This window comes from Chitinophaga sp. YR627 (assembly GCF_900114995.1).
In the GTDB taxonomy this organism is placed as follows: domain Bacteria; phylum Bacteroidota; class Bacteroidia; order Chitinophagales; family Chitinophagaceae; genus Chitinophaga.
The window spans coordinates 1900813-1924645 of the sequence record NZ_FOUX01000001.1 but is presented as its reverse complement, the minus strand read 5'-3'; the positions used below and the strand labels follow the sequence as shown (position 1 = coordinate 1924645).

The following is a 23833-nucleotide window of genomic DNA, read 5'->3' as shown; positions in this document are numbered from 1 at the left end:
TAATATGAAGCGGTGAGGGGAATGATGGAAGGAGCTGGTAGAAGATTGAGTGTTTTGCTGTGGCTTATCATGCAATAAAAAAAGCAGGACCCTTTAAGGGAGTCCTGCTTCAAAAGCGTAAACTGACTAATTACTTCATCATCAGCACAGCGGAAAGTCCTACGGATTTCCATTGTGTGTTGTAGTTTGGCATAAGGATCGCGCGGGTATTTGGTTCGCGGTCACGGTCTTTTGGCGTAAAGAGGCGCTGGATCTTAGGATAAGCCCAGTAAGCTGCTTTTGTGCTGAGGATACCGAGGCCTGCACCGGCAACAACATCACTTAACCAGTGACGGTTGTTATAGATGCGCAGTACACCTGTAGTAGTGGCGACAGCATAACCTGCCACGCCGTACCACGGACTAACATCTTTGTATTCCTCCCACATGAACTGTGCAGTCATGAATGCAACAGAAGTGTGACCGGAAGGGAAAGAGTTGTAAGTACTACCATCAGGACGCAGGCGACCTGTAGCATTTTTGATGAAAAAAGTAGAGGAAGTCACCAGAACGGACGACATTCCCAACAGGATGGTACGATCTGCGAAATTGTGTTTACCCTTTATACCAGCCATATTCAGTGCGTATACAGCTGCTGCAGGCACATATTTCAGATAATCATCGATGCTGGTGCGGAAGGTCGGATGATCTTCCATGATCTCGTTCTTGGTGCTACGGTCCAGGGAGCGCAGGCCTCCGCTGGTCAATGACACGGCGCCATAAGTGATCATGGCGGTTGGGACGATGATGCCGGCAAGTCTGGACGTATAATTGGGAACGTTGCGTTTATAGTTCAGGTTTGTGTTAAAAACCGGAACAGGTTCCATGACCTTTTCTGATGTTGTTGGCACATCATTTGCGTGATGGATAGTCGTATCCGCATTCACGTTCACAATTGCTGTGTCAGCAGTAGCATAGACACAGTACGTCGACAGTTGCAGGCTAAGCAGTAAGAACAATCTCATGTTTGATGCTGGTGAATTCTTTATGTTACCGTTAATACTATTTAAATTACTACAAATTTCACAAAAGATTCTGTAGAGAATCTGAAAATCCCCCTTCTTTAACTATATTTTCACTAATTTTAACATGTAACTGGTATATTTGTGTTATATCAGTATCACCTTTTACAGGAAATGGTGTCTTCCTGCACAGAACCGTCTTCGCCCTGATCTTATCTCCGGCAAGTCTGATGGCGCCTACAAATAAACATGGATCTTTCTGCGCATATCGGGAAGATGATAAATTTGTATTTATTTGTAGGCTAATGAAATATATCAAACATTCTGTTGAACAACTGACTATTGCTTACCAGCTTCTCCGCTGGACAATCATCATTGTTCCCGTCTCTCTTATTGTAGGTTCTCTTGTCGCTTTATTTCTCTGGTTACTGGAACAGGTAACATTAATACGCTGGCAACATGGCTGGCTGCTTTTTTTATTGCCCATAGCGGGTATATTGATCCACTTCCTGTATAAAAAGCTGGGAGGTAAATCAGAAGCAGGTAATAACCTTATTATGGACGAGATCCATCAACCCGGTGGAGGCGTCCCTGCCCGTATGGCGCCATTGGTAATTGCTACTACTATTATTACCCACTTATTCGGCGGATCAGCCGGAAGGGAAGGTACGGCAGTACAGATAGGCGGGAGTATGGCGCATATGCTGGCCCGCTGGTTTCGTTTGTCTGCCGCAGACGTAAAGATCATCCTCATGACGGGTATCGCTGCCGGCTTTGGTGCGGTATTCGGTACGCCGCTCACAGGAGCCGTATTTGCGCTCGAAGTACTGGCTATCGGTCTGATACGTTACGACGCACTGATCCCCTGTCTGATTGCCGCTGTATTCGCAGATATCGTGTGTTCCGCCTGGGGGATCCATCATACACATTATCAGATACTTTTTGAAAGCAATCATATCTCCTTTCACTTCGTTCACTTCGATCTGATCTTACTGATCAAAGTAATTGCCTGCGGTGTCGCATTCGGTCTGGCCAGCTTCCTCTTTGCCACCTGCATGCGTAATATCAAAAGTTATGCGAAAGCATGGATTAAAATCCCCTGGCTGATACCCGCCATCGGTGGTCTGATCGTCATCGGCGGCTGCTATCTGCTGGGTACCCGCGACTATATCGGACTGGGAGTGACCACACCCGATCCTGATGGCGTCAGTATCGTTAATGCCTTTACCACAAAAGATATCTCCTCCTGGGCATGGCTCTGGAAATTACTCCTCACCGCTATCACACTCGGCATGGGTTTCAAAGGTGGTGAAGTCACCCCGCTTTTCTTTATCGGCGCAACCCTGGGTCATACGCTTGCTGTTTTAATGGGCGCACCGGTGGATTTGTTTGCAGGTCTCGGATTTATTGCCGTATTTGCAGGAGCCACCAATACTCCCATTGCGTGTACGCTGATGGGAGTCGAACTTTTTGGCACAACTCATGTGCTATATTTTGCTGTAGCGTGTTTCACCGCGTATTATTTCAGCGGGCATGCGGGTATTTACAGTGCGCAACGTATAGCCGTACCAAAGAACCATCATATTGACTAACCACACAACTGAATTTTAGCTTATGAAGGCTGTAGCCGTTCAGCAATTTAAGGGCGTTCCTGAAGTAATGGAACTGCCACGCCCGGAGGTAAAACCAGGAACTATCCTCGTACGTGTAGCCGCTGCTGGTATGAATCCTTTTGACTGGAAACTGATCGACGGCATTCTCGATGGGAAAATGCCGCATAAATTCCCGCTGGTCTTAGGGGTTGATGGCGCAGGGACTGTCGAAGCAGTAGGTGACGGCGTAACCCTGTTCAAACCCGGTGATCAGATCTATGGTCAGTTTATCCATTCTCCTGTCGGGGAAGGGTCTTACGCGGAATATGTCGCCGTACCGGAGAAGGCGGCCATTTCTCATGCGCCGAGTTCTATTTCCCTTGTGGAGGCGGCCGCTATGCCGACTGCGGGGATGACGGCACAGCAGATCATCGAGCGCTCCGGATTGAAACATGAGCAGATATTATTGCTGGTGGGTGCTACAGGCGGTGTAGGTTCGTTTATTGTACAACTGGCTGCCATGCAGGGGATCTATGTGATCGCTACCGTGAGTAGTGAGGACGATGAGGTGCGGATGAAGAAACTGGGAGCGAAAGAGACGATCAATTATAAGAAATTATCGATAGAGAAAGAGATAGGGAGCCGTTATCCGTCCGGGGTAGATGGGTTGATAGATCTGGTGAGTCCGGCGGCGGTGTTTAAAGGGCTGACGGAGTTAGTGGCGCTGAAAGGGGTGGCGCTGACGACGGCGTTTGTGGCGACGGCAGAGGTGTTGAAAGCGAGAGGGTTGAGTGGTGGGAATTTTGAGACGCAGGGGACGCCGGCGAGTTTGGATGCGTTGACGGATGCGGTGGATAATGGTGCGTTGGTGGTGCCGGTTGGGGAGGTGATTGGGATGAAGGATGTGCCGGGGGCGATATCGGAGAGTCGGAATCTTAAGGGGAAGGGGAAGACGGTGATAAAGATTGGTGAATAAGGGGAAATGGCTTCTTGGGCTGCGGTGGTAATTGTGTGGGTCTTACTGCGTTCAAAGCAGAGGGGACCACAGGCTGTGGTTCTTTGAAGTTTCTTGATATTTGGCTTTGGGGGATTAAGGTCGGTTTAAGGTAATTGGCTTCTTGGGCTGCGGTGGTAATTGTGTGGGTCTTACTGCGTTCAAAGCAGAGGGGACCACAGGCTGTAGTTCTTTGAAGTTCCTTGCTATGGGGCTTTTTTATGGAGAGTTGGGCGGTGGTTTGGTGGATTAAACCCCTGGTTGCAGGGGCTGAGCGTACTTCAAATAACTAAGGCCAGTGGTCTCCCTCTGCATTGAACGCGGTTGGCGACTGAGTGCCTGGCGAAGGTCCTGAAGTCGGAATTGTGTGGTTGTATTACTTTGCTTTTCTTTTCTCAGGTTGTGTTTTAAATAATTAGGGCCAGCAGGTCTCTCTTGTTCAATGTTGGGAGAGGTCTACTGGCCCTTTATCGTGTTTTGGTTTATGCGTTTTTTTATTGCCTCATATTATTCTTATCATCTTCATCTTCCTTATCATAAGGAATTATAGGCTTAATAGCTAATCTTATGACACTTATCATTGTCGATCATTTCTATCATGCCTGTTGCTTTATAAGAGGGTATTCCAGGCTTTGATAGCTACTCGTATGATGCCTGTGGTAGTCGACATTTCTATTACGCTCATTCCCTTATTAAAGGCTGTCACAAGCTTTACTGTTAATCGTATAGTACTTATCATAATTACCGCATCTCATCGTCCTTATAATCTATGCTACCTGTGTAACCTGCATCACACTATATCATATCATAAGCGCTCACTACTCCTCATAATCGCTGGCGATATTCAGCTTTTCTATGGCGCCTGCATCGAGGCCTAACTGGGTGGCTTTTAGCAGGTCTTCCAGTTGTTGGGTGCTGGTGGCGCTGACGATGGGAGCTGTGATGCCAGGGTGCTGGACGAGCCAGGCGATGGCGACACTGGTAGGTGTTGTTTTGAAGTCGGCGGATACTTCGTCGAGGGTTTCGAGGATGCTTTGTCCGCGTTCGTCTAGGTAGCCTACTGCTTTGTCACCACGGGCGCTTTTGGAAGCGTCTTCCTTTGTTCTGTATTTGCCGCTCAGGAAACCGCTGGCAAGGGAATAGTAGCTGATAACGCCAAGATTGTAGCCCTGGGTGACCGGCTGGTATTCACGCTCGAATTTCTGGCGGTCGTAGAGGTTATATTCAGGTTGTAAGGATTCATATCGGGGGAAGCCGTTCGTTTCACTGGATTCAAGTGATTGTAACAGCCTTTCGGGACTGAAGTTGGAAGCACCGATCACACGTACCTTGCCCGCTTTTACCAGTTTGTCATAGGTGGCGAGTGTTTCGTCGATAGGTGTTTTGAGATCGTCATAGTGCGACTGATACAGATCGATATAATCTGTCTGTAATCTGCGCAATGATTCCTCTACTGTTTTTTCTATGTAGGCAGGAGAGAGGTCCTTTACCTTTCCGCCGCCAACTTTGGTGGCAATGACCACCTGATCACGTTTGCCGCTTTTCTTTAACCATTTACCAATGATCGTTTCTGATTCACCTCCGCTGTTGCCCGGCGCCCAATGAGAGTAGGAGTCTGCTGTATCAATCAGGTTAAAGCCTCCTGCCACAAAAGCGTCAAGTAAAGCGAAAGAAGTAGCTTCATCTGCTGTCCAGCCGAAAACATTTCCGCCAAAAGCCAAAGGTGCCACCTGTAATGCCGATTTTCCCAATTGTCTTTTTTCCATTATGCTGCTTTGATTTGGTTTATAATGAGTGAAATAGGTACTGTTTGTACAGTATATATGGTGATTGCTCACCGTATTGTTGCTGTTGTTTTATTGTGCATTTTTTGTATAAACAATTTGTAAGCGCAACAAAAAACTTCATTTATTTTCTGCGTGTATGATGCATTTTATTTTATGTATTGTGTGATTTTTTTTTCTTCTGATGCAATGAAAAGTATCATCGCCTTTTTTTTATTTACACCATACATGATTTTTTATACTCTTATTACTGCTCTTTATGATGACAGTGCTGATCCTTTATCGATAGCGTGTTTCAGTATGTTTAAAGCGTTTTTCAGCATGAATGATCTTACTGATTTTTTCTTCATTCATACTTCAATGTACGAGTTTGTTTCAAAACGAATACCATAAATTTCCGTATATTGGCAGCTATTGTCGTCTATTTGTCGTCGAACACCCGCAGTCATTGTTACCTATTTTATCAGACTGCTTTCTTTCCGTATCTATTTTCAGGTGCGTTTTTTGTAAAGTGCTTTCCGTATATCGGGACAGGCATTGATATCAGCATAGATTTTTTGATTTAAAACTGTATTATGAGTAAAACCATTATTGTATCGAACAGGCTACCGGTAAAGATCACTGAAAAGGATGGAGACTACGTGTTGAATCCCAGTGAAGGTGGTCTGGCTACAGGCTTGGGTTCCATTTACAGGCAAGGCTATAACATCTGGATAGGATGGCCGGGCATAGATGTGAGTGAGGCTGCACAACCACAAATTACTGAACAATTAAGTGAGATGAATCTGATGCCTGTGTACCTGACACAGGAGGAGATCAACAACTATTATGAGGGATTTTCAAACGAGATACTGTGGCCTGTTTTCCACTATATGTCCGTTTATGCCCGCTACGAACAGGTATATTGGGATTTTTATTATCAGGTGAACAGTAAATTCAGAGACGCAATTTTAAGGGTCGCTGAACCAGGTGATGTGATCTGGATCCATGACTACCAGTTATTATTATTGCCAGGCATGATCCGCGCAGAAGTGCCGGATGTAGCCATCGGTTATTTTCAGCATATTCCTTTCCCGTCGTTTGAACTTTTCCGCCTCATACCATGGCGTGTAGAGTTGCTGGAAGGTATGCTTGGCGCAGATCTTTTAGGCTTCCATACCTTTGATGACAGCCATCATTTCCTGAACGCTGTTACCCGTTTACTACCAGTAAATGCATCGGCTAACGTCGTGACTGTGAATGATCGCGCAGTGATCGCTGAAACCTTTCCAATGGGTATCGACAATGAAAAGTTTGAACAACTTTCCTACGATCCCGAAGTATTACGACAACTGGAAAATCTCAAAGAAACATTCCATGATACACACCTGGTATTGTCAATCGACAGACTAGATTATAGCAAAGGCATCATCCAGCGTTTACAGGCATTCGAACTGTTCCTCCAGCTCTATCCGGAATACACAGAGAAGGTCGTACTGTATATGATCGTTGTTCCTTCCAGGGACACCGTTCCACAATACAAGGAATTAAAAGAGGCTATCGATATGCTCGCCGGTGGTATCAACGCGCGTTTCCGTACCATGAACTGGCATCCGGTGAATTATTTCTATCGCTCATTCCCGGTGGAAGTACTGTCTGCGTTGTATAACTTCGCTGACGTCGGACTCGTAACGCCGATGCGTGACGGAATGAACCTTGTGAGTAAAGAATATGTAGCCAGCCGGAAAGATAACGATGGTGTACTGATTTTAAGTGAGATGGCTGGTGCATCTAAAGAACTGATTGATGCATTGATCGTAAATCCTAATAATATCGGCGCTATCGCAAGAGCTTTACATGAGGCAATCAATATGCCACTGAAAGAACAGGAACGTCGTATGAAATCAATGCGGCAGGTGGTACAGAAATTCAATATTTCCCACTGGGTAAAACTGTTCATGACACGTCTGCAGGAAGTAAAACAACTGCAACAGTCTATGCTGGCCCGCCGTATGAGTATGGATATGCAATCACAGGTACGCAATCATTATAAGAAAGCGCCTGAACGTGTCATCTTCCTGGATTACGATGGTACACTGGTAGGCTTCCAGGCCAATATAGATCTGGCCTCTCCCGATCAGGAACTCTATCAGCTACTCAAAACACTCACACACGATAAAGCAAATCATGTGGTGATGATCAGCGGTCGTAAACACGAAACGCTGGAAGAATGGCTCGGACAACTACCATTAGACCTTATCGCAGAACATGGCGCATGGCACAAGAAATATGGTGAAGACTGGCAGAAGATCCCCGGTTTGAATGCTCACTGGAAACAGGATATCATGCCTATTCTCGATACCTATATGGACCGCACGCCGGGTTCATTCATCGAAGAAAAAAGTTATTCCCTCGTATGGCACTACCGCAAGGTGGAAACAGGTTTGGGTGAATTGCGTGCAAATGAACTGATGAATACCCTTCGCTATTTTACCAACGATATCGGATTACAGATACTGCCAGGTGATAAAGTGATCGAAATAAAGAATGTGGAGATCAATAAAGGGAAAGCTACACTGGCCTGGTTGCAGGACAGAAAGTTTGATTTCACACTGGCGATCGGTGATGATCATACTGATGAAGATATATTCAAAGCCCTATCCGGTGATGCTGTGACTATCAAGGTGGGAAGCCAGGTGTCCGCAGCAAGATATTATCTGAGAAACCATCACGAAGTAAGAGCATTTCTGAGAACGCTGGTGGCAGGATAAACCATTCCGCAGATTACTAATGCAACATAAAAAAGGGCTTCGCTGTATGCGAGCCCTTTTTACGTTTTACCGTTTTATTCAGCTAGTATAAAAGGAGGATGCCCGTATTCATCATGGGCACCCTCTTACTTCAACAAAAAATATCTTACTATTAAAGAAAGATCGGTACATCCAGTTTCATGGAGATCCTGTACGCTGCATTCATCAGGCCCACATGACTGTACGCCTGCGGGAAATTACCCCACTGGCTGCCACTCTCTTCCACCACATCTTCACTGAATAACTGCAGGTGATTGGAATATTGCAACAGGCTCTGAAATTCCCGTACAGCATCATCGATACGTCCTACACAAGCCAGCGCTTCCACATACCAGAAGGCGCATACCAGGAAGGTTGCTTTCGGTTTCCCAAAATCATCTGAGTGCAGATAACGATAGAACAATCCCTTTTCCGTTTTCAGTTCTTTCTCCAGTGCTGCCAGATGATCGCGTGCTTTTTCTGAAGCAGGGTCCAGGTAGTTCATCATGATCAGCTGTAAGGTACTTGCGTCCAGATGCTGACTGCCGGCTGCATTGGTATATACTTTCCTGACAGGATCATAACAGCTTTCGATATGCGCTGCTGCACGGTCTTTTAATGCAATGGCTTTTTCTACCAGTTGCTGGTTACCGATGGTACGCGCCATTTTCTCTGCTGCAGCACAACCGGCCCACTGGAACAGGTTGCTGTAACAGTGAATATTGGCGAAGTTGCGGAACTCCCAGATGCCCGCATCCTTTTCATCAATCGTGTGCTCGATCTTATTGAGCAGGTATTCCAGCCACCATGCGGAATCCTTTCTTTCTGAGAAGACGAAACGATGGTCCGTATACAAGGGCAGCATGGAGATCAGTACCTGTCCGTAGATATCGTTCTGTATATGTTCATACGCCTGATTACCGATACGTACAGGCTGATTGCCTTCATAACCATCCAGGTGAGGCAAGATCTGCTCTACGAGGTTCTTTTTGCCGGTAATGCCATATAAAGGCTGATAACGGTAGTCGCCCGAGAAGGAGATATCAGCAACATAACTGAAATACTTCTCCATTTCCTCAAAATGTCCGATATGGTTCAGTGCGGTGATCACATAATAAGTATCCCGTAACCAGCAATAGCGATAATCCCAGGTACGTCCGCTGCCCGGATATTCCGGCAAACTGGTCGTACTGGCGGCAATGATGGCGCCGGTATCTTCATACTGATGGATCTTCAGGGTGAGGGCAGAACGGATGACAGCCGGCTGGTAGAAATTGGCGATGTTGGAGTGTTTGATCCAGGTACGCCAGTAAAGGGTGGTTTCGCGGAGAAACCGCTCTGCTGTAGCATTCAATGGCGCCTCCAGCGGATGACCATAGGTCAGCAGCAGGTATTTTTCATCATTCAGGACAAAAAATTCCTCTTCGAAGAGATAACTGATGGGAATGTTGGTAGTGAGACGTAAGGTTTCCTCACATCCCAGGAATTCAATGTGGTTGCTACCCCGCTGGGCCTTCAGAAAACCACTGCCGTAATCACATACGGGTTTACATTTCACCTTCACACGTGGATTGCCCTCCAGCGGCTCTATCTTGCGTATCAGCATAAGCGGTTTGAAATACCGTTCATACTGATAAAAACGGGGTGCAAAGTCCGTAATACGGTATTTTCCACTCTCACTGGTGATTTCCGTACACAGTACATTGGTGTTCTCCAGATAATACTGCCTGGACGTATACTCACCGGAAGGGCGGATATAAAATTCTCCCCCCTTATTCTTATCCAGCATACCGCCAAAGATAAAGGAGCTGTCCATTCGTGGCCAGCAAAGCCAGTCTATGTTCGTGTTTAGATTGACATGTGCGAGGTACGCACAATTGCCAATAATGCCTGTCTGATACGTATGTCTTTCCATAAGTGATTCATTAAGACACAAAAGCCATTCCAATACGGCACATTTTGTGTTAATTAAGAACTAAAAACCTTCTTTTTTGATTTCACGTAAATTCCCTACATGCAGAAATGGCTTCGTATAACCCTGATTGTTTCCGGTAGCCTGATTGGCCTCCTCATATTGCTATGGCTCGGACTAGCATGGCATATCCGGCATAACAAAGACCAGATTCTGCGTCAGATCAGCGATCGGCTGAATGACAGACTACATGGAGGAGAACTGTTGATAAAAGACATGGAACCTTCGCTGGTGCGCAGTTTTCCGAATGTATCGGTCGCGCTGGAAGGGGTGAGTGTTAAGGATAGTCTGTGGAATATACATCATCATCCCTTAGTTGATGTTGCACGTATCTTCGTAAAAATAAACACTTTCTCGCTACTTAAAAAACAATTGGATATCAAACAGATATCTTTAGAGGACGGAAATATCTATTTATTCACTGACAGCACGGGTTACAGCAATGCCGGCATGCTGAAAAAGAATACGAAAGTAAAGGCAGAAGGTGGGAAAGGCATGGCCGCTGATATTACCCGTTTTCAGCTGAGTAATGTCAACCTCGTGATCGATAATCAACAGAAACATAAATTATTCAGTTTTGCCATACGGGACCTCAGAGGGAACCTCCGCAACAATGACTCCGGCTGGGTGTGTAATATGCGCACCGCCCTGCAGGTGGCCAGTCTGGCGTTCAATACAGAAAGGGGAAGTTTCCTCAAAGACAAATCCCTACAGACAGACCTGGAAATTACCTATAACAGCAACCGGAAACTCCTGGTGATCCCGCAACAGGTACTATATGTGGCCGATCAGAAGATCACCGCAGGCGCCTCTTTTTCTTTTGGTGATCAGCCCCGCCCATTTACCGTGCATATTATTGCCGACCAGATACCTTTTCGTCTTGCCACGTCCATGCTGACGCCAAAGATCACCACCAAACTGGATAGTATACTTGATCTGGAGAATCCGCTGGATGCGGATTGTGTGATAAAAGGGCAGATGCAAGCAGGTGATCAGCCAGGGGTAAATGTGACCTGGAAAACAGAGAATAATCATGTAACGACCAAAGGCATGGAATTGCAGGAATGCAGTTTTACAGGCCGTTTTTCGAATGAATGGCAACCAGGTGAACATACAGATGAGAATTCTGTGGTAAGCCTTTACGGGTTAAAAGCACGTACCTATGGCATTCCTGTAGCTGCCGATACGATCGATATCACCAACCTGCGGCACCCCACACTGGCGGGTTATTTCAGGGCAGACTTTCCGCTGACGGATCTGAATGATGCGCAGGGAGATGAAGGCGTGTTCAAATTTACCGGTGGAACGGCTAAAGCAGGATTGTATTATAAAGGAGGGATCACTGTCGGGGATACCATTATTCCCTATCTGAAGGGGAAGGTCCAGCTGAAAGACGGGGCAATGGAATACACCCCCAGGAATCTGCAATTCAGTGCCTGTAATGCCCTGATGAACTTTAATGGGACGGATCTGTCCATGGAGAATATTTCCATAAAGACACAGAAGAGTAGTCTGCAGATGGAAGGAAGCGTCCGGAATATCGCCATTTTATACTTTTCCGCACCGGAGAAACTGGAACTGGACTGGAAAGTGCGCAGTACCGGCATCGATCTGAATGAATTCAAGGCTTTTCTTGGTAAACGGCGGCAGGGCAAACGTACAAGTGTAGCGGCCAACAGACGTAAGATCAGCCGTATTGCCAGTCAGCTGGACGTGATGCTCAGTTCCTGTATCATCAATATCAGTGTGCAACTGGATAAACTGACTTATGGGAACTTTATGGCCCAGCAGGTAAAGGCAGATCTCTCCATGAAGGAGAGTAATGTCAATCTGCGACAGGTTTCACTGGCCCATGCGGGTGGCAGTATCAATATGAGCGGAGTGATGACACAGGACGGGATCAATAACCGTTTTAAGATCAATACAGGTATCCGGAATGTACACGTGGACCAGTTGTTCCATGCGTTCAATAATTTCGGTATGCAGTCGCTGAGTTCCAAAAATCTCAGGGGGATCTTCTCCGCAACCGCCGCCATCAGCGGTAATATCCTGGATAACGGGAAAATGTCACCACAGTCGATGTACGGTACCTTGTCCTTTGACCTGCGACAGGGTGCACTGGTACATTTTGAACCACTGGAGGATATCGGGAACCTGGTATTCCGTCGCCGTAATCTGGACAATATCACCTTTGATAACGTGAAAAATACCCTGACCCTTCAGGGGAATAAAATCATTGTACCACCCATGCAGATCAATTCCAGCGCCCTGTATATGGACATTTCAGGGGTGTATGCCATGACAAAGGGGACGGATATGTATATCACGGTGCCTTTGCGTAATCCGAAAAAGGACGAGGACCTGGACAAGGAAGAAAAAAAGCTGCGGAGGAAAAAAGGGATTGTCCTGCATTTGCATGCCATGGATGGGGAAGATGGAAAGGTAAAGATCAAATTAGGGGGCAAAAAGGACAAACCGGAGGAAGCAGAATTGTAACTTTTTGAATTGAACAGCCGTTTTATAGTAATTTAGCGCCTGACAATCAATTCATCTATGAAAAAACTGCTGGTTTCGGCATTGTTGCTTATTGCCGCCTGTAAGAAAGACGACACAACAGTCAACCAACCTGGCTATGATGGTAAATGGTACATCCATCAGGTTATTAATAAGGAATATACCATCGAGAATGGGGATACTGCTTTTACAAGATTCGATGTCGTAAATCGTCCTGGTACAGATTATATTGATTTTCAGATCAATGCACAGGGTAAAGGAGATGCGGTGATGCTTTGGGATAACAATTCCAGTACCCGGCCTTATGAAGCGGTGACACACGCCTTTTTCAAACTGGATACCACGCTTTGTGAGGTGACCCATCTCACGGACAGCAGTTTTCAGTTCAATAGTATACATTTTGATGGCGTCACGATCCCTGACAGGGTAAAGGTGACCCAGAACTTTTTCATCCTCGGGCGTTAGTCCGGGTGCTTTTCACCTTAAAAAGGCATGGTTTTTATACTTTAATGAGCGGACCATGTTTTCGTAATTAATGTCCAGAGACTATTTCAAGAGCATTATACGCACACTGCGTGTGTCATTTCAGGTATTACAAAATAACGACCCGTTACGACTGGCGGGAGCGACCGCTTTTTTTGCCAGTTTCGCGTTACCCCCGATTCTGTTGATCTTATTGCAGGTATTCGGACTGCTTTTCGACCGCCGGTCTATTGGCAAACAGCTTTTTGAGCGGCTGGGAGAACTGGTAGGAAAAGACAGTGCCCATCAGGTGGTGATCACCCTCAGAGGTTTCCGCGGACTGGCGCAAACCTGGCCTGTTGCCATTATATTATTCATCTTCCTCTTATTTGTAGCGACTACCCTGCTGAAAGTGATCAGAAGTTCTCTTAACCAGTTATGGATGATACGTATTCCCGTCAGGGAAAGCTTTCTGGAATCGCTGCTTGGCCGCCTGCGTTCACTGATCGTTATCGGTGCTGCCGGTATTTTGTTTCTGGCCAGTCTGATGGCTGAAAGTGCGCATGCCTTTCTGGGTAACTATGTCAATGAATTATTTCCCAGCGCTGCCTTTATATTCAGCGGGGTGTTTACACAGCTGGTGTCTCTGCTGATCGTTACCTGCTGGTTTGCGGTACTCTTCCGCTATCTGCCGGATGCCCGGCCGACATGGAAAGTAGCTTTCTCGGGAGCGCTGCTCACGGGAGTACTTTTTAGTATCGGTAAATTAGTATTACGCCGTCTGCTGTATGGGGGTAATATTGGAATCCTGTATGGGGCTTCAGCCTCCGCTGTGCTGTTGATGCTGTTTATCTTCTATAGTGCTATTATCTTCTATTACGGTGCTGCATTTACCAAAGTCTGGAGCGAGTTTAAACATCGTCCGATGCAGCCCCTGCGTCATGCTACGTTTTACGAACTGGCTGATGTGGAGGCCCGCTGATTATTCTCCACGTAAAACCATTTCTATCTGGTCTTTCACAGGATTACTGAAACCTTCAAGTTCGATTTTCGGATGCTGATCAAGATTGATACGGATCTTGCCTGTTTCATTCACAAGAGAGTCGGAGAGAGGTTCCAGTAATGCGTGCATTTGTCTTACGCCCAATTGTACCAGCTGATTCATAAAAGAGTCTTCCAGTTGAAGGAATTCACGGTTCTTGTAGGTATACGTTACCTGGATCATGGTGATGCTGTTTTTCAGAGGATATTAAAAAAAATAAAGTTTGATTAAATTAGAATATACGTATTCGGCGAACATTCACAGAAATTTATACTGCAATTTTCATGCACAATTTAACGGTATAAATATATTAATTTAAGTAATAACTTGTTGTATCTCACTTGTATAAAACTTTTCCACAATAGGTTTTCCACAAACTGGGCGCGCCTTTTTCCTGCCAATGATTTATCTTGCCGTTTCAAATTTACCAGATGCGTTTACGTTATTTCAGCTGCCCTGGAAGCAGGGTACTCACTTTTTTAGTCTGTATGGTCGCAGGTAGTGCCAGTGCACAGCCATGGAAACATGTCAAATGGTCCAGCGACGGAAAGACCTTTTACCAGACGGAAGACAATGGCGGTATTGCCGCGTATAGCGCCAAAGACGGCCAGTCTACCCGGAAGATCGCGCCGGCGCTCCTGACACCTAAAGGTCAACCGGCGATCGAAATAGAAGATTTCTCCTATACACCGGATGAGAAAAAGTGGCTGATCTATACAAAAGCGCAGAAAGTATGGCGCTATAAGACGCGTGGCGACTACTGGGTGCTGGATATTGCCAGCGGCAAACTGGTACAATTGGGTAAAGGATTACCCGCCTCATCCCTCATGTTCGCGAAATTTTCTCCCGATGGGCAGAAAGTCGCTTATGTCAGCGAACACAATCTCTATGTGGAAGAACTCGCTACCAATAAGATCAAGGCACTGACGAAAGATGGTTCCCGCCGTCTGATCAACGGTACTTTTGACTGGGCATATGAAGAGGAGTTTGACTGCCGGGATGGTTTCCGCTGGAGTCCGGACAGCCGTGCGATCGCTTACTGGCAGATCGATGCGCGTAAGATCAGGGATTTCCTGATGATCGACAATACCGATTCCCTGTATTCCTACACTGTGCCGGTTGAATATCCGAAAGCGGGTGAAAGTCCGTCTTCCTGCCGCGTAGGTGTGGTGGATATCACTACAGCTAAAACAACCTGGGTACAGGTACCGGGTGATGCGCAGCAACATTATATTACCCGTATGGAATGGAATCCTGCCCGTACCGGTCTGATACTGCAACAACTCAACAGAAAACAGAACCAGAGCATCCTCTACACTGCGAATGCGACGACCGGTAAAACCACAGAACTCTATAAAGAAAGTGATTCTGCCTGGATCGATATCCGTTCCCGCTGGAATGATGAACTGACAGGATGGGACTGGACCAAAGGTGGTAAATCCTTCATTTGGGTGAGTGAGAAAGATGGCTGGAGACACCTCTACAGCATCGATATGAATGGTAAAGAAACCCTGATCACTCCGGGCCAATATGATATCATCAACCTGCTGCGTATCGACGAGGCACATAATCAGGCTTATGTACTGGCGTCTCCTGAAAATGCGACCCAGCAGTATCTGTACAAAGTATCCCTGGATGGCAAAGGTCAGCCGGAAAGAGTCTCTCCGCTGGCAGAATCAGGTACGCATGAATATGAGATCTCTCCGACTGCGGACTATGCCCTGCACAGTTTCTCCAATCACTACTATCAGCCGCATTCAGAACTGGTATATCTGCCGGAGCATAAAGATGCGACCAACAGCCGTATCATCCGTGACTTACAGACATCCCGTTTTGCGATCCGTCAGGAGTTCTTCCAGGTGACCACTGCTGATGGTGTGACGATGGATGGCTGGATGGCTCGTCCGGCTAATTTCGATTCTACGAAGAAGTATCCCGTAGTATTCTATGTATATGGTGAACCGGCAGCTGCTACTGCAAAAGATGAATATGGCGCAGGACGCAACTTCATCTATAATGGCGATATGGCGGCAGATGGTTATATCTATATTTCTATGGATAACCGTGGCACGCCTTTACCGAAAGGCCGTACCTGGCGTAAGGCAATCTACCGTAAGGTCGGTCAGGTAAATATGCAGGATCAGGCAATGGCAGCAACGGAGCTCTTCAAACGTCATGCTTATCTGGATACCTCCCGCGTAGCGGTATGGGGCTGGAGTGGTGGCGGTGGCATGACGCTCAACCTGCTGTTCCGTTATCCGCAGATCTACAAAACAGGTATCGCTATTGCAGCGGTAGGAAGTCTGTTCACGTATGATAATATTTACCAGGAGCGTTATATGGGATTACCACAGGAAAACCGTGAAGATTATGTCAATGGTTCTCCGGTAACTTACACCAAAGGACTGGTGGGTAATCTGCTGTATGTACACGGTACAGGTGATGACAACGTACATTTCCAGAATGCGGAGTTGCTGCAGAATGAACTGATCCGTAACGGCAAGCAGTTCCAGTTTATGTCTTACCCTAACCGTACGCACAGTATCAGCGAAGGGGCAGGTACTTTCCAGCACCTTTCTGCATTATATACTAATTACCTGAAAGAGCATTGTCCTCCGGGAGCGAGATAATAACGAATTATGAACAGAGCAAATATAATAGGATTAGTTTCAGTGATCGTAGTCATAGTCAGCGCATTTTTACCATGGCTGACTATTGAAAGTAAACACCTGGCTTTCACAGGTCTGAATACTGTTGGTTCCAGTTTTGGTGAACCAGGTAAATTGAATATAGCCGTGGCCGTGATGGCAGGTGTGTTGTTTGCGTTACGCGGTAAATGGTTTGCACGTATCAATCTTTTCATCACGGCATTTCTGGTGGCCTGGACGTTCAGGAACTTTATATTGTTCTCCAGATGTGAGATGGGTGTTTGTCCGGAGAGAGAGATAGGATTGTACCTTTCGATACTGGCAGCGATTGTAGCGTTTGTGAGTGTGATATTCAGTAATGGAAAAAAGTAATCACAAGTCTTATAAATGAAAAAGGCGTCGACCGTTGGTTGACGCCTTTTTCGTTTTATAGACTTATGCTTTATTTATCTGAATATCGTCAGCATGATATATGCTCCCAGCCAGACAGCTCCGGTATATGCCAGATTGCGCAATATGATTGGGATGGGTGGCTGACTGGTCATACGTGACTTAAGAAAGCTGAAAACCGTCATAGTCAGGAAGGTAATCATCACACTTGCAGATGCTGCCATGGCAAAGTTCTCGTTCCGCAGATAGGAGATGAAGGGTAGCATTCCACCTATGAGGAAGAAGAGGCCTGTTAAGAGTCCGCTGCGAAGCGCTGTCGCGAAACTGAAATGACGTTCCTCCACATGTTCATCCCGCAGGGTCTGTTCCCACTGTTGGGCATCTTTCTGCATTTCGTCTGCGATGTTCCGGATAATCGGCTCACTGATATTAAGCTTTTCCAGTTTTTCCCTTTCTTCCGGAGAAAGCGTGCTTTCGTCATGTTGCGTATCGCCCCGACTGGCCTGGAAGGCGGTAATTGTCACAAGGAGGCTGCCCGCCAACCATATGCAGGTATTGATGGTATAGAATAGTTGTACTGTTATTGGCAATCCCTGTGAGAGGAAGGTGGTAAACAACAGTAATAACAATCCTTCAGGAAATCCGATCAGGAAATCTGTTTTCCAACCGCTGCTACGGATGGCTTTCTGCTCTTTGGACATGCGCGGCTATAATATTTCAAGACTTTTAGCAATAATGGCGACAGCTTCTTTCACCTGTGCTGCTGTGATCAGCAGTGGCGGTGCGAAACGGATCTTATCGCCATGGGTCGGTTTGGCCAGTAAGCCATTTTCCTTTAGTGCCAGGCAAAGGTCCCAGGCGGCTTCCGGATGGTCGTGATTGATAACGATGGCATTCAGCAGGCCTTTTCCGCGGATGGTACTGATATGAGGAGAGTTGAGTGCAGCCAGTTCATTTCTGAGCAGTTCACCCATTGCGGCTGCGTTTTCCGTCATCTTTTCTTCTTTCAATACGGTCAGTGCTGCGATGGCTACTTTGCAGGCCAGCGGGTTACCGCCATAGGTGCTGCCATGTTCACCAGGTTTAATCGTGAGCATGATCTCATCGTCCGCGAGTACGGCGGCTACCGGCAATATGCCTCCCGAAAGGGCCTTACCGAGTATCAGGATGTCAGGACGTACGTTTTCGTGGTCGCAGCAAAGCATTTTACCGGTACGGGCCAGTCCCGTCTGGATTTCGTCTGCGATAAATAATACGTTGGCATCTTCACAGTACTGACGGGCTTTGGAGAGGTATCCGTCATCCGGTACCATCACACCCGCTTCTCCCTGTATCGGTTCTACGAGGAAGCCGGCGACATTTGTATCCTGAAGGGCTCTTTCCAGGGCCGCCAGGTTATTATATGGAATCACTTCGTATCCCGGCATAAACGGACCGAAGTTCGTCCGGGAAGAAGGATCTGTACTAAAGGAAATAACATTCAGGGTACGGCCATGGAAGTTATTGGCGCATACGATGATCTTTGCCTGATTTTCGGGAATACCTTTCACCACGTAACCCCAGCGACGGGCCAGTTTAAGGGCTGTTTCCACGGCTTCCACGCCGGTGTTCATCGGCAGTACCTTATCGTAGCCGAAGAAGCGGGTGATAAAGGCTGCGTATTCACCGAGCAGGTCATTGTGAAAAGCACGGGAGGTAAGGGTCAGTCGCTGTGCCTGTTCGGTCAGGGCACGAATGATCGTCGGGTGACAATGCCCCTGATTCACCGCGGAATAACCTGACAGGAAGTCGAAATAACGTTTACCGTCAACGTCCCAGAGAAAAACACCTTCTCCACGATCCAGTACTACGGGCAATGGATGGTAGTTGTGAGCCCCGTATTGTTCTTCGAGGTCCAGAAAATGCTGGGTCTTTTCACTGATATTAAATGTGTGTAACATACTCCCCAAAGGTAAGCAAATGGCTGAGCAATTGAAGGGGACAGCGATTAAGAATTATCCTTTCAGTTTATTCACCAAAGCAATATATTCCTGCTGGGCAGTTTCTTTCGCTTTTCCCTTTAGTTTCTCCCAGGCTTCATACTTGGCTTTGGCCACAAAATCAAATGGGTTAGCGGGCGGTTCACTGTTGATATCACCTTCAGTTCCTTGTTTATACAGTGAGTAGAGTTGCAGAAGGGTCTCATTATCAGGCTTTTGGGTCAGGGTTTTGCTGGCTGTAGCGGCCGTTTCAAACTGTTGTTGCAGATCCATAAGAAAGATTTTTCTTAAATGTAGATAAAATAGTACCAAATCTGACGGCCGGCACTATCCGGGTATAGCAAATTTTAAATAACTTTGCGGCTTGACGCGGGGCGTTAAACGCCTGGTTTTAAAAGCATATATGAAGAATATCAGGAATTTTTGCATCATTGCACACATCGACCACGGTAAAAGTACATTGGCTGACAGGCTGTTAGAGCATACAAAGACGATCTCAGACAGAGAAATGCAGGCTCAGGTATTGGATGACATGGATCTGGAAAGAGAGAAAGGTATCACTATTAAAAGCCATGCGATCCAGATGAACTATGTTCAGGACGGAACGTCATATGTATTTAACCTGATCGATACTCCCGGTCACGTGGACTTCTCTTATGAAGTATCCCGTGCACTGGCTGCCTGCGAAGGTGCACTGCTGTTGGTTGATGCTGCTCAGGGTATCCAGGCACAAACTATTTCCAACCTCTATCTGGCGCTGGAAAATGACCTGGAGATCATCCCCGTGATCAACAAGATCGATATGGACGGTGCTATGATCCCGGAGGTAAAAGACCAGATCATAGAACTCATCGGTTGTAAAGAGGATGAGATCCTGCTGGCTTCCGGTAAGACGGGTATTGGTATCGAAGAGATCCTGGATGCAATCGTGAAACGTGTTCCAGCTCCAAAAGGAGATCCGGAAGCACCATTACAGGCCCTGATCTTTGATAGCGTATTCAACTCCTTCCGCGGTATCATCGCTTACTACAGAATATTTAACGGTACCCTCAAAAAAGGTGATAAAGTTAAATTCTTCAATACGGATGAAGAATACTTTGCTGATGAAGTAGGTATTCTGAAACTTGGTCTGCAACCAACACAGACCGTTAAGACCGGCGATGTAGGTTACATCATCACCGGTATCAAAAATGCGAAAGAGGTAAAAGTGGGTGATACCATCACTACCAGCGCGAATCCTAGTCTGGAGTCAATCAACGGCTTCGAAGAGGTGAAACCAATGGTATTCGCAGGTATCTTCCCGGTAAATACAGAAGACTTCGAAGAGCTGCGTGACTGTATGGAGAAACTGCAGCTGAACGATGCCTCCCTGACTTTTGAACTTGAAACATCTCAGGCGCTTGGCTTCGGTTTCCGATGCGGATTCCTCGGTATGCTGCACATGGAGATCATCCAGGAACGTCTGGAAAGAGAGTTCAACCAGACAGTGATCACCACCGTTCCGAACGTAAGCTTCATCGCTCACACCACCAGAAAGGAAACCATCATCGTGAACAACCCTTCTGAAATGCCGGACCCAAGCACACTGGAACGCATTGAAGAACCGTTCATCAGAGCACAGATCATTACCAAACCGGATTATATCGGTAACATTATGACGCTGTGTCTCGGTAAGAGAGGTCTCCTGATGAATCAAAGCTATCTGACCCCAACCAGGGTTGAACTGATATTTGAAATGCCACTCACAGAGATCGTATTCGATTTCTATGATAAGCTGAAAAGCCAGACACGTGGTTACGCATCCTTTGACTATGCACCGATCGGTTACCGTGACAGTGACATCGCGAAGATGGATATCCTGCTGAACGGCGACAAGGTGGATGCGCTGAGCGCCCTGATCCACCGTGGTCGCGCACAGGACTTCGGTCGTAAACTCTGTGAAAAGCTGAAGGAACTGTTGCCTCGTCAGCAATTTATGATTGCGATCCAGGCAGCGATCGGCGCCAAAATTCTGGCCCGTGAAACGATCAGCGCTATGCGTAAGGATGTTACTGCCAAATGTTATGGTGGTGATATCTCCCGTAAGCGTAAACTGTTGGAAAAACAGAAAGAAGGTAAGAAGCGTATGAGACAGATTGGTAATGTGGAAGTACCGCAGGAGGCATTCCTCGCTGTACTCAAATTAGATTAATACGCCAATACATCAAATTTTGGGAAATTAAAGCGGCTGGAGTGATCCAGTCGCTTTTTTATTTATTTATAGCCCTGCGCTGTTACATGGTCCTTAATTAGTTATGTGGGTTTATTTGCTTAATGGCAGGGGGGATGCTTCGGATTCAGTATGGGATTACGGGCTGTAGTTCTTCGAAGTTCATTGTTATTTGGCTTATTTTGGAGAGTTGGGCTTTGGTAAGGTGGAGTGAACCCCTGGTTGCATGGGCTCAGCATACTTCTCAGAACTAAGCCCGTAATCTCCATCTGAACCCTGCGCTGCTATGTGGCCCTTAACTAATTTTAGATAAGCTATGACCATGGCCTTTATAATATTTGTTTCTTCGATGTATACCGTCATTACGCCGTTATTATGCCGGTATTGCTTCGCTTCCAGGCGTACGGGTAGCGGCGTAATAGCGGTATACCTTCGGTGTAGAGCGAAGAAAGAAGCCTTATCTGATTAATAATCAGTGAGTTTGGTCTGTTTTGAGCGAAGAAATGTTGTAATGTTCTTGTATTCAATAACTTATGGGTGGGTAAAAACAAAAAAAGCCGGCAGAAATTGTATCCTGCCGGCTTTTTAATATGATTTGTGATTTGCTCGATTCGATTAAGCTAACTGGCTTTTTGGAACAATTACTGACGATTTCAGGATGCTCCATACGCCGAACAGTACTGCTGTAAAGAATACGTTGCCCATCAGGCCATTCAGTGCGAAACTGCTGAACATATCGCCTTCTTTGTAGAAAGGAATACCGGCAGCGTAGCAAGCCAGCAGGCCAGCACCTGTTTTAGGATACATGTCTGTGGTGAGGAATGTGCCCAGGTTCGTGATCAGGAAGAACAGGACGCCGGTACCGATAGAAGACAGCAGGAGTGTCAGGGTGTTCACTTTTCTGATACGGGTACCAACGAAGGCGATCAGCATAAATGCGCCATACACGAAGAACAACTGTCCCAGGTAGTCACGGTTCAGCGCCTGAATGCTGGTGAACAGCTGCAGGAAAACGTCTGAAAGGAATAAAGACAATAGCGGAATGATATACGCCAGGCGTTTATCTTTCAGAACGATACCGCCGAAGAGGGCTGCTGCACCAATGGCGTTGAAATTCCACAAACCAGCCTGGTTTGTCAGAATGCGGCAAAGGGCAGACAGGAATATCAGCAGGCTGATGATCAGTATTTCCTGGATAGAATCCTTTTTCATAATGGGTCAATTATTTATATCAAAGATAATTGATTTTAAATAGATTGAACAGGTACGCTTGCTTTAAAGATCACAGCGCCTGCATTGCTCTGGATATCATAGGTCGCATCGAAGTACGTTACCACTGATTCTCCCTTCTTCAGGTGGATCGCTTCACCGCCCTGTTCTGTAATGATCGCAGCGCCTTCCATTACCAGCATGATCTCAGTCGCCTCGCTCGTATGCTCATAACGCTGACCGTTCTGTAAAACGATACGGCTTACTACGAAATCAGGCGCCGGAGAATGGTAGATCATTTCCAGTCCGCCGCTGATGCTTTCGCCTGTCAGGATCTTCGGATGCACCGGCTCAAAACGTGTATGTTTCAGCAACTCCGGTACATCAATATGTTTAGGCGTCAGTCCGCCACGCAGCACATTATCAGAATTTGCCATCAGTTCCACGTTCTGTCCTTCCAGATAAGCGTGCGGAATACCTGCGTCCTGGAATACTGCTTCACCCGGATGTACTTCCATGATGTTGAAGAAATAGATAGAGAAGATACCTCTGTCCAGATTCTCCAGTCCCTGTGGATCATTCGCGATCGCTCTGCCTGCCCAGAATGCCGGATCAGATTTCGCCAGACGGTTGTTCTGATATGCTTCTGATACGGCTTCTGCCAACGGACGCAACATCGTGTTCACTTCCGCCTGTGGCATTTCCATTACCGCTTTATATAAACCATAGTAACCCTCTTTCTCAAAGATCGGCGCCAGTGGTGCAAATGCATTTACAGTCTCTAATACCTTTCTCAGCTTGTCTTCCGGCAGGAATCCATGTAACAGCCAGAATTCACTGAGTGCCACCATGATCTCCGGTTTGTGGTTGGCATCTTTGTAATTACGATGAGGTGCATTCAGCGGAATGCCTGCTTCGTTTTCACGGGCAAAGCCTTTCTCTGCTTCTACTTTTGTAGGATGTACCTGGATAGAGAGCATATCTTTTACGTCCAGGATCTTCAGCAGATAAGGTAATTCGCCGAAACGCTTCCATACTTTAGGTCCGAGTACATGTTCCGGATTGGCCTTTACCAGCTGATCCAGCGGGGATGATTGTCCGTTGGCAGCAATGACTGATGGTGCGCTCTGGTGTGCGCCCATCCAGTATTCAGCGCTTGGTTTGCCGTTTTCCGGAATGCCTAATAATGCAGGGATGTAGTGATATCCACCCCATGCATAGTTCTGTACCTTACCGTCCAGTCTGAATAATTTCTTCTCGCTCATGCGTA

Annotated in this window: 19 protein-coding genes and 1 riboswitch; of the genes, 9 read left to right on the top strand and 10 right to left on the bottom strand. The window is 46.6% G+C overall.

Annotation, left to right across the window (positions count from 1 at the left end):
* Positions 1 to 130: 130 nt before the first annotated feature.
* Positions 131 to 1003, bottom strand: a complete 873-nt coding sequence (locus BMZ72_RS07085) for a phosphatase PAP2 family protein (protein ID WP_089806602.1) — start codon at positions 1001 to 1003, stop codon at positions 131 to 133.
* A gap of 158 nt (positions 1004 to 1161) precedes the next feature.
* A riboswitch (Fluoride riboswitch) is annotated at positions 1162 to 1247 on the top strand.
* 58 nt (positions 1248 to 1305) lie between these two features.
* Here BMZ72_RS07085 and BMZ72_RS07080 point away from each other — a divergent pair.
* Both BMZ72_RS07080 and BMZ72_RS07075 read left to right on the top strand, forming a co-directional pair.
* Positions 1306 to 2592 (top strand): voltage-gated chloride channel family protein, encoded by a 1287-nt coding sequence (locus BMZ72_RS07080; protein ID WP_255373130.1) that lies wholly within the window; start codon positions 1306 to 1308, stop codon positions 2590 to 2592.
* A gap of 22 nt (positions 2593 to 2614) precedes the next feature.
* Positions 2615 to 3568 carry an NADP-dependent oxidoreductase gene (locus tag BMZ72_RS07075; RefSeq protein WP_089806599.1) on the top strand — a complete coding sequence of 318 codons (954 nt, stop codon included), beginning with the start codon at positions 2615 to 2617 and terminating at the stop codon, positions 3566 to 3568.
* An 836-nt stretch (positions 3569 to 4404) separates the two neighbouring features.
* Here BMZ72_RS07075 and BMZ72_RS07070 read toward each other — a convergent pair.
* Complete coding sequence (locus tag BMZ72_RS07070) at positions 4405 to 5352, bottom strand: aldo/keto reductase (RefSeq protein WP_089806596.1); 948 nt, start codon at positions 5350 to 5352, stop codon at positions 4405 to 4407.
* A 593-nt stretch (positions 5353 to 5945) separates the two neighbouring features.
* On the opposite strand from BMZ72_RS07070, the gene BMZ72_RS07065 reads away from it, so the two are divergent.
* Positions 5946 to 8120 (top strand): bifunctional alpha,alpha-trehalose-phosphate synthase (UDP-forming)/trehalose-phosphatase, encoded by a 2175-nt coding sequence (locus BMZ72_RS07065; protein ID WP_089806594.1) that lies wholly within the window; start codon positions 5946 to 5948, stop codon positions 8118 to 8120.
* A gap of 151 nt (positions 8121 to 8271) precedes the next feature.
* On the opposite strand, the gene BMZ72_RS07060 is transcribed toward BMZ72_RS07065, so the two are convergent.
* Entirely contained in the window at positions 8272 to 10074 is a 1803-nt protein-coding gene (locus tag BMZ72_RS07060; protein ID WP_255373149.1) for a glycoside hydrolase family 15 protein, read from the bottom strand.
* 78 nt (positions 10075 to 10152) lie between these two features.
* Between BMZ72_RS07060 and BMZ72_RS07055 the strand changes: the two genes are divergently transcribed.
* The 3 genes from BMZ72_RS07055 to BMZ72_RS07045 all read left to right on the top strand — a co-directional run bounded on the left by BMZ72_RS07055 (position 10153) and on the right by BMZ72_RS07045 (position 14068).
* Positions 10153 to 12606, top strand: a complete 2454-nt coding sequence (locus BMZ72_RS07055) for an AsmA family protein (protein ID WP_089806590.1) — start codon at positions 10153 to 10155, stop codon at positions 12604 to 12606.
* A 57-nt stretch (positions 12607 to 12663) separates the two neighbouring features.
* Complete coding sequence (locus tag BMZ72_RS07050; RefSeq protein ID WP_089806588.1) at positions 12664 to 13089, top strand: hypothetical protein; 426 nt, start codon at positions 12664 to 12666, stop codon at positions 13087 to 13089.
* A gap of 70 nt (positions 13090 to 13159) precedes the next feature.
* Positions 13160 to 14068: a YihY/virulence factor BrkB family protein gene (locus BMZ72_RS07045; protein ID WP_089806587.1), complete on the top strand. Its 909-nt coding sequence runs from the start codon at positions 13160 to 13162 to the stop codon at positions 14066 to 14068.
* Here BMZ72_RS07045 and BMZ72_RS07040 read toward each other — a convergent pair whose 3' ends face one another.
* Positions 14069 to 14311: a hypothetical protein gene (locus BMZ72_RS07040; RefSeq protein ID WP_012791660.1), complete on the bottom strand. Its 243-nt coding sequence runs from the start codon at positions 14309 to 14311 to the stop codon at positions 14069 to 14071.
* Positions 14312 to 14559: 248 nt separating this feature from the next.
* Here BMZ72_RS07040 and BMZ72_RS07035 point away from each other — a divergent pair, with 248 nt between their 5' ends.
* Positions 14560 to 16758: a S9 family peptidase gene (locus BMZ72_RS07035; RefSeq protein WP_089806584.1), complete on the top strand. Its 2199-nt coding sequence runs from the start codon at positions 14560 to 14562 to the stop codon at positions 16756 to 16758.
* A gap of 9 nt (positions 16759 to 16767) precedes the next feature.
* Positions 16768 to 17148: a hypothetical protein gene (locus tag BMZ72_RS07030; protein WP_012791662.1), complete on the top strand. Its 381-nt coding sequence runs from the start codon at positions 16768 to 16770 to the stop codon at positions 17146 to 17148.
* 74 nt (positions 17149 to 17222) lie between these two features.
* Here BMZ72_RS07030 and BMZ72_RS07025 read toward each other — a convergent pair whose 3' ends face one another.
* The 3 genes from BMZ72_RS07025 to BMZ72_RS07015 are packed head-to-tail and all read right to left on the bottom strand — an operon-like array spanning position 17223 to position 19418.
* Positions 17223 to 17867 carry a VIT1/CCC1 transporter family protein gene (locus BMZ72_RS07025; RefSeq protein WP_089806583.1) on the bottom strand — a complete coding sequence of 215 codons (645 nt, stop codon included), beginning with the start codon at positions 17865 to 17867 and terminating at the stop codon, positions 17223 to 17225.
* A gap of 6 nt (positions 17868 to 17873) precedes the next feature.
* Complete coding sequence (rocD, locus tag BMZ72_RS07020) at positions 17874 to 19106, bottom strand: ornithine--oxo-acid transaminase (protein WP_089806581.1); 1233 nt, start codon at positions 19104 to 19106, stop codon at positions 17874 to 17876.
* Between the two features lie 54 nt (positions 19107 to 19160).
* Positions 19161 to 19418 carry an acyl-CoA-binding protein gene (locus BMZ72_RS07015; RefSeq protein ID WP_089806579.1) on the bottom strand — a complete coding sequence of 86 codons (258 nt, stop codon included), beginning with the start codon at positions 19416 to 19418 and terminating at the stop codon, positions 19161 to 19163.
* 130 nt (positions 19419 to 19548) lie between these two features.
* Between BMZ72_RS07015 and lepA the strand changes: the two genes are divergently transcribed.
* Positions 19549 to 21336, top strand: coding sequence for a translation elongation factor 4 (lepA, locus tag BMZ72_RS07010; RefSeq protein WP_012791666.1), 1788 nt, complete (start codon positions 19549 to 19551; stop codon positions 21334 to 21336).
* 195 nt (positions 21337 to 21531) lie between these two features.
* On the opposite strand, the gene BMZ72_RS07005 is transcribed toward lepA, so the two are convergent.
* The 3 genes from BMZ72_RS07005 to manA form a co-directional block, all read right to left on the bottom strand.
* Entirely contained in the window at positions 21532 to 21717 is a 186-nt protein-coding gene (locus BMZ72_RS07005; RefSeq protein WP_089806577.1) for a hypothetical protein, read from the bottom strand.
* Between the two features lie 252 nt (positions 21718 to 21969).
* The gene (locus BMZ72_RS07000) at positions 21970 to 22566 is read right to left on the bottom strand and encodes a DUF6580 family putative transport protein (protein ID WP_089806575.1); all 597 of its coding nucleotides are present in this window, start codon (positions 22564 to 22566) and stop codon (positions 21970 to 21972) included.
* A gap of 35 nt (positions 22567 to 22601) precedes the next feature.
* On the bottom strand, positions 22602 to 23828 hold the full coding sequence (gene manA, locus BMZ72_RS06995; protein WP_089806573.1) for a mannose-6-phosphate isomerase, class I: 1227 nt from the start codon (positions 23826 to 23828) through the stop codon (positions 22602 to 22604).
* Positions 23829 to 23833 lie beyond the last annotated feature (5 nt).

Bases quoted from the DNA above. Each gene is read 5' to 3' on its own strand.
- BMZ72_RS07045 (WP_089806587.1), top strand. From the start codon at position 13,160: ATGTCCAGAGACTATTTCAAGAGCATTATACGCACACTGCGTGTGTCA.
- manA (WP_089806573.1), bottom strand. From the start codon at position 23,828: ATGAGCGAGAAGAAATTATTCAGACTGGACGGTAAGGTACAGAACTAT.
- BMZ72_RS07015 (WP_089806579.1), bottom strand. From the start codon at position 19,418: ATGGATCTGCAACAACAGTTTGAAACGGCCGCTACAGCCAGCAAAACC.
- BMZ72_RS07000 (WP_089806575.1), bottom strand. From the start codon at position 22,566: ATGAAAAAGGATTCTATCCAGGAAATACTGATCATCAGCCTGCTGATA.
- BMZ72_RS07040 (WP_012791660.1), bottom strand. From the start codon at position 14,311: ATGATCCAGGTAACGTATACCTACAAGAACCGTGAATTCCTTCAACTG.
- BMZ72_RS07065 (WP_089806594.1), top strand. From the start codon at position 5,946: ATGAGTAAAACCATTATTGTATCGAACAGGCTACCGGTAAAGATCACT.
- BMZ72_RS07075 (WP_089806599.1), top strand. From the start codon at position 2,615: ATGAAGGCTGTAGCCGTTCAGCAATTTAAGGGCGTTCCTGAAGTAATG.
- BMZ72_RS07055 (WP_089806590.1), top strand. From the start codon at position 10,153: ATGCAGAAATGGCTTCGTATAACCCTGATTGTTTCCGGTAGCCTGATT.
- BMZ72_RS07050 (WP_089806588.1), top strand. From the start codon at position 12,664: ATGAAAAAACTGCTGGTTTCGGCATTGTTGCTTATTGCCGCCTGTAAG.
- lepA (WP_012791666.1), top strand. From the start codon at position 19,549: ATGAAGAATATCAGGAATTTTTGCATCATTGCACACATCGACCACGGT.
- BMZ72_RS07035 (WP_089806584.1), top strand. From the start codon at position 14,560: ATGCGTTTACGTTATTTCAGCTGCCCTGGAAGCAGGGTACTCACTTTT.
- rocD (WP_089806581.1), bottom strand. From the start codon at position 19,106: ATGTTACACACATTTAATATCAGTGAAAAGACCCAGCATTTTCTGGAC.
- BMZ72_RS07025 (WP_089806583.1), bottom strand. From the start codon at position 17,867: ATGTCCAAAGAGCAGAAAGCCATCCGTAGCAGCGGTTGGAAAACAGAT.
- BMZ72_RS07030 (WP_012791662.1), top strand. From the start codon at position 16,768: ATGAACAGAGCAAATATAATAGGATTAGTTTCAGTGATCGTAGTCATA.
- BMZ72_RS07080 (WP_255373130.1), top strand. From the start codon at position 1,306: ATGAAATATATCAAACATTCTGTTGAACAACTGACTATTGCTTACCAG.
- BMZ72_RS07005 (WP_089806577.1), bottom strand. From the start codon at position 21,717: ATGACGGTATACATCGAAGAAACAAATATTATAAAGGCCATGGTCATA.
- BMZ72_RS07070 (WP_089806596.1), bottom strand. From the start codon at position 5,352: ATGGAAAAAAGACAATTGGGAAAATCGGCATTACAGGTGGCACCTTTG.
- BMZ72_RS07085 (WP_089806602.1), bottom strand. From the start codon at position 1,003: ATGAGATTGTTCTTACTGCTTAGCCTGCAACTGTCGACGTACTGTGTC.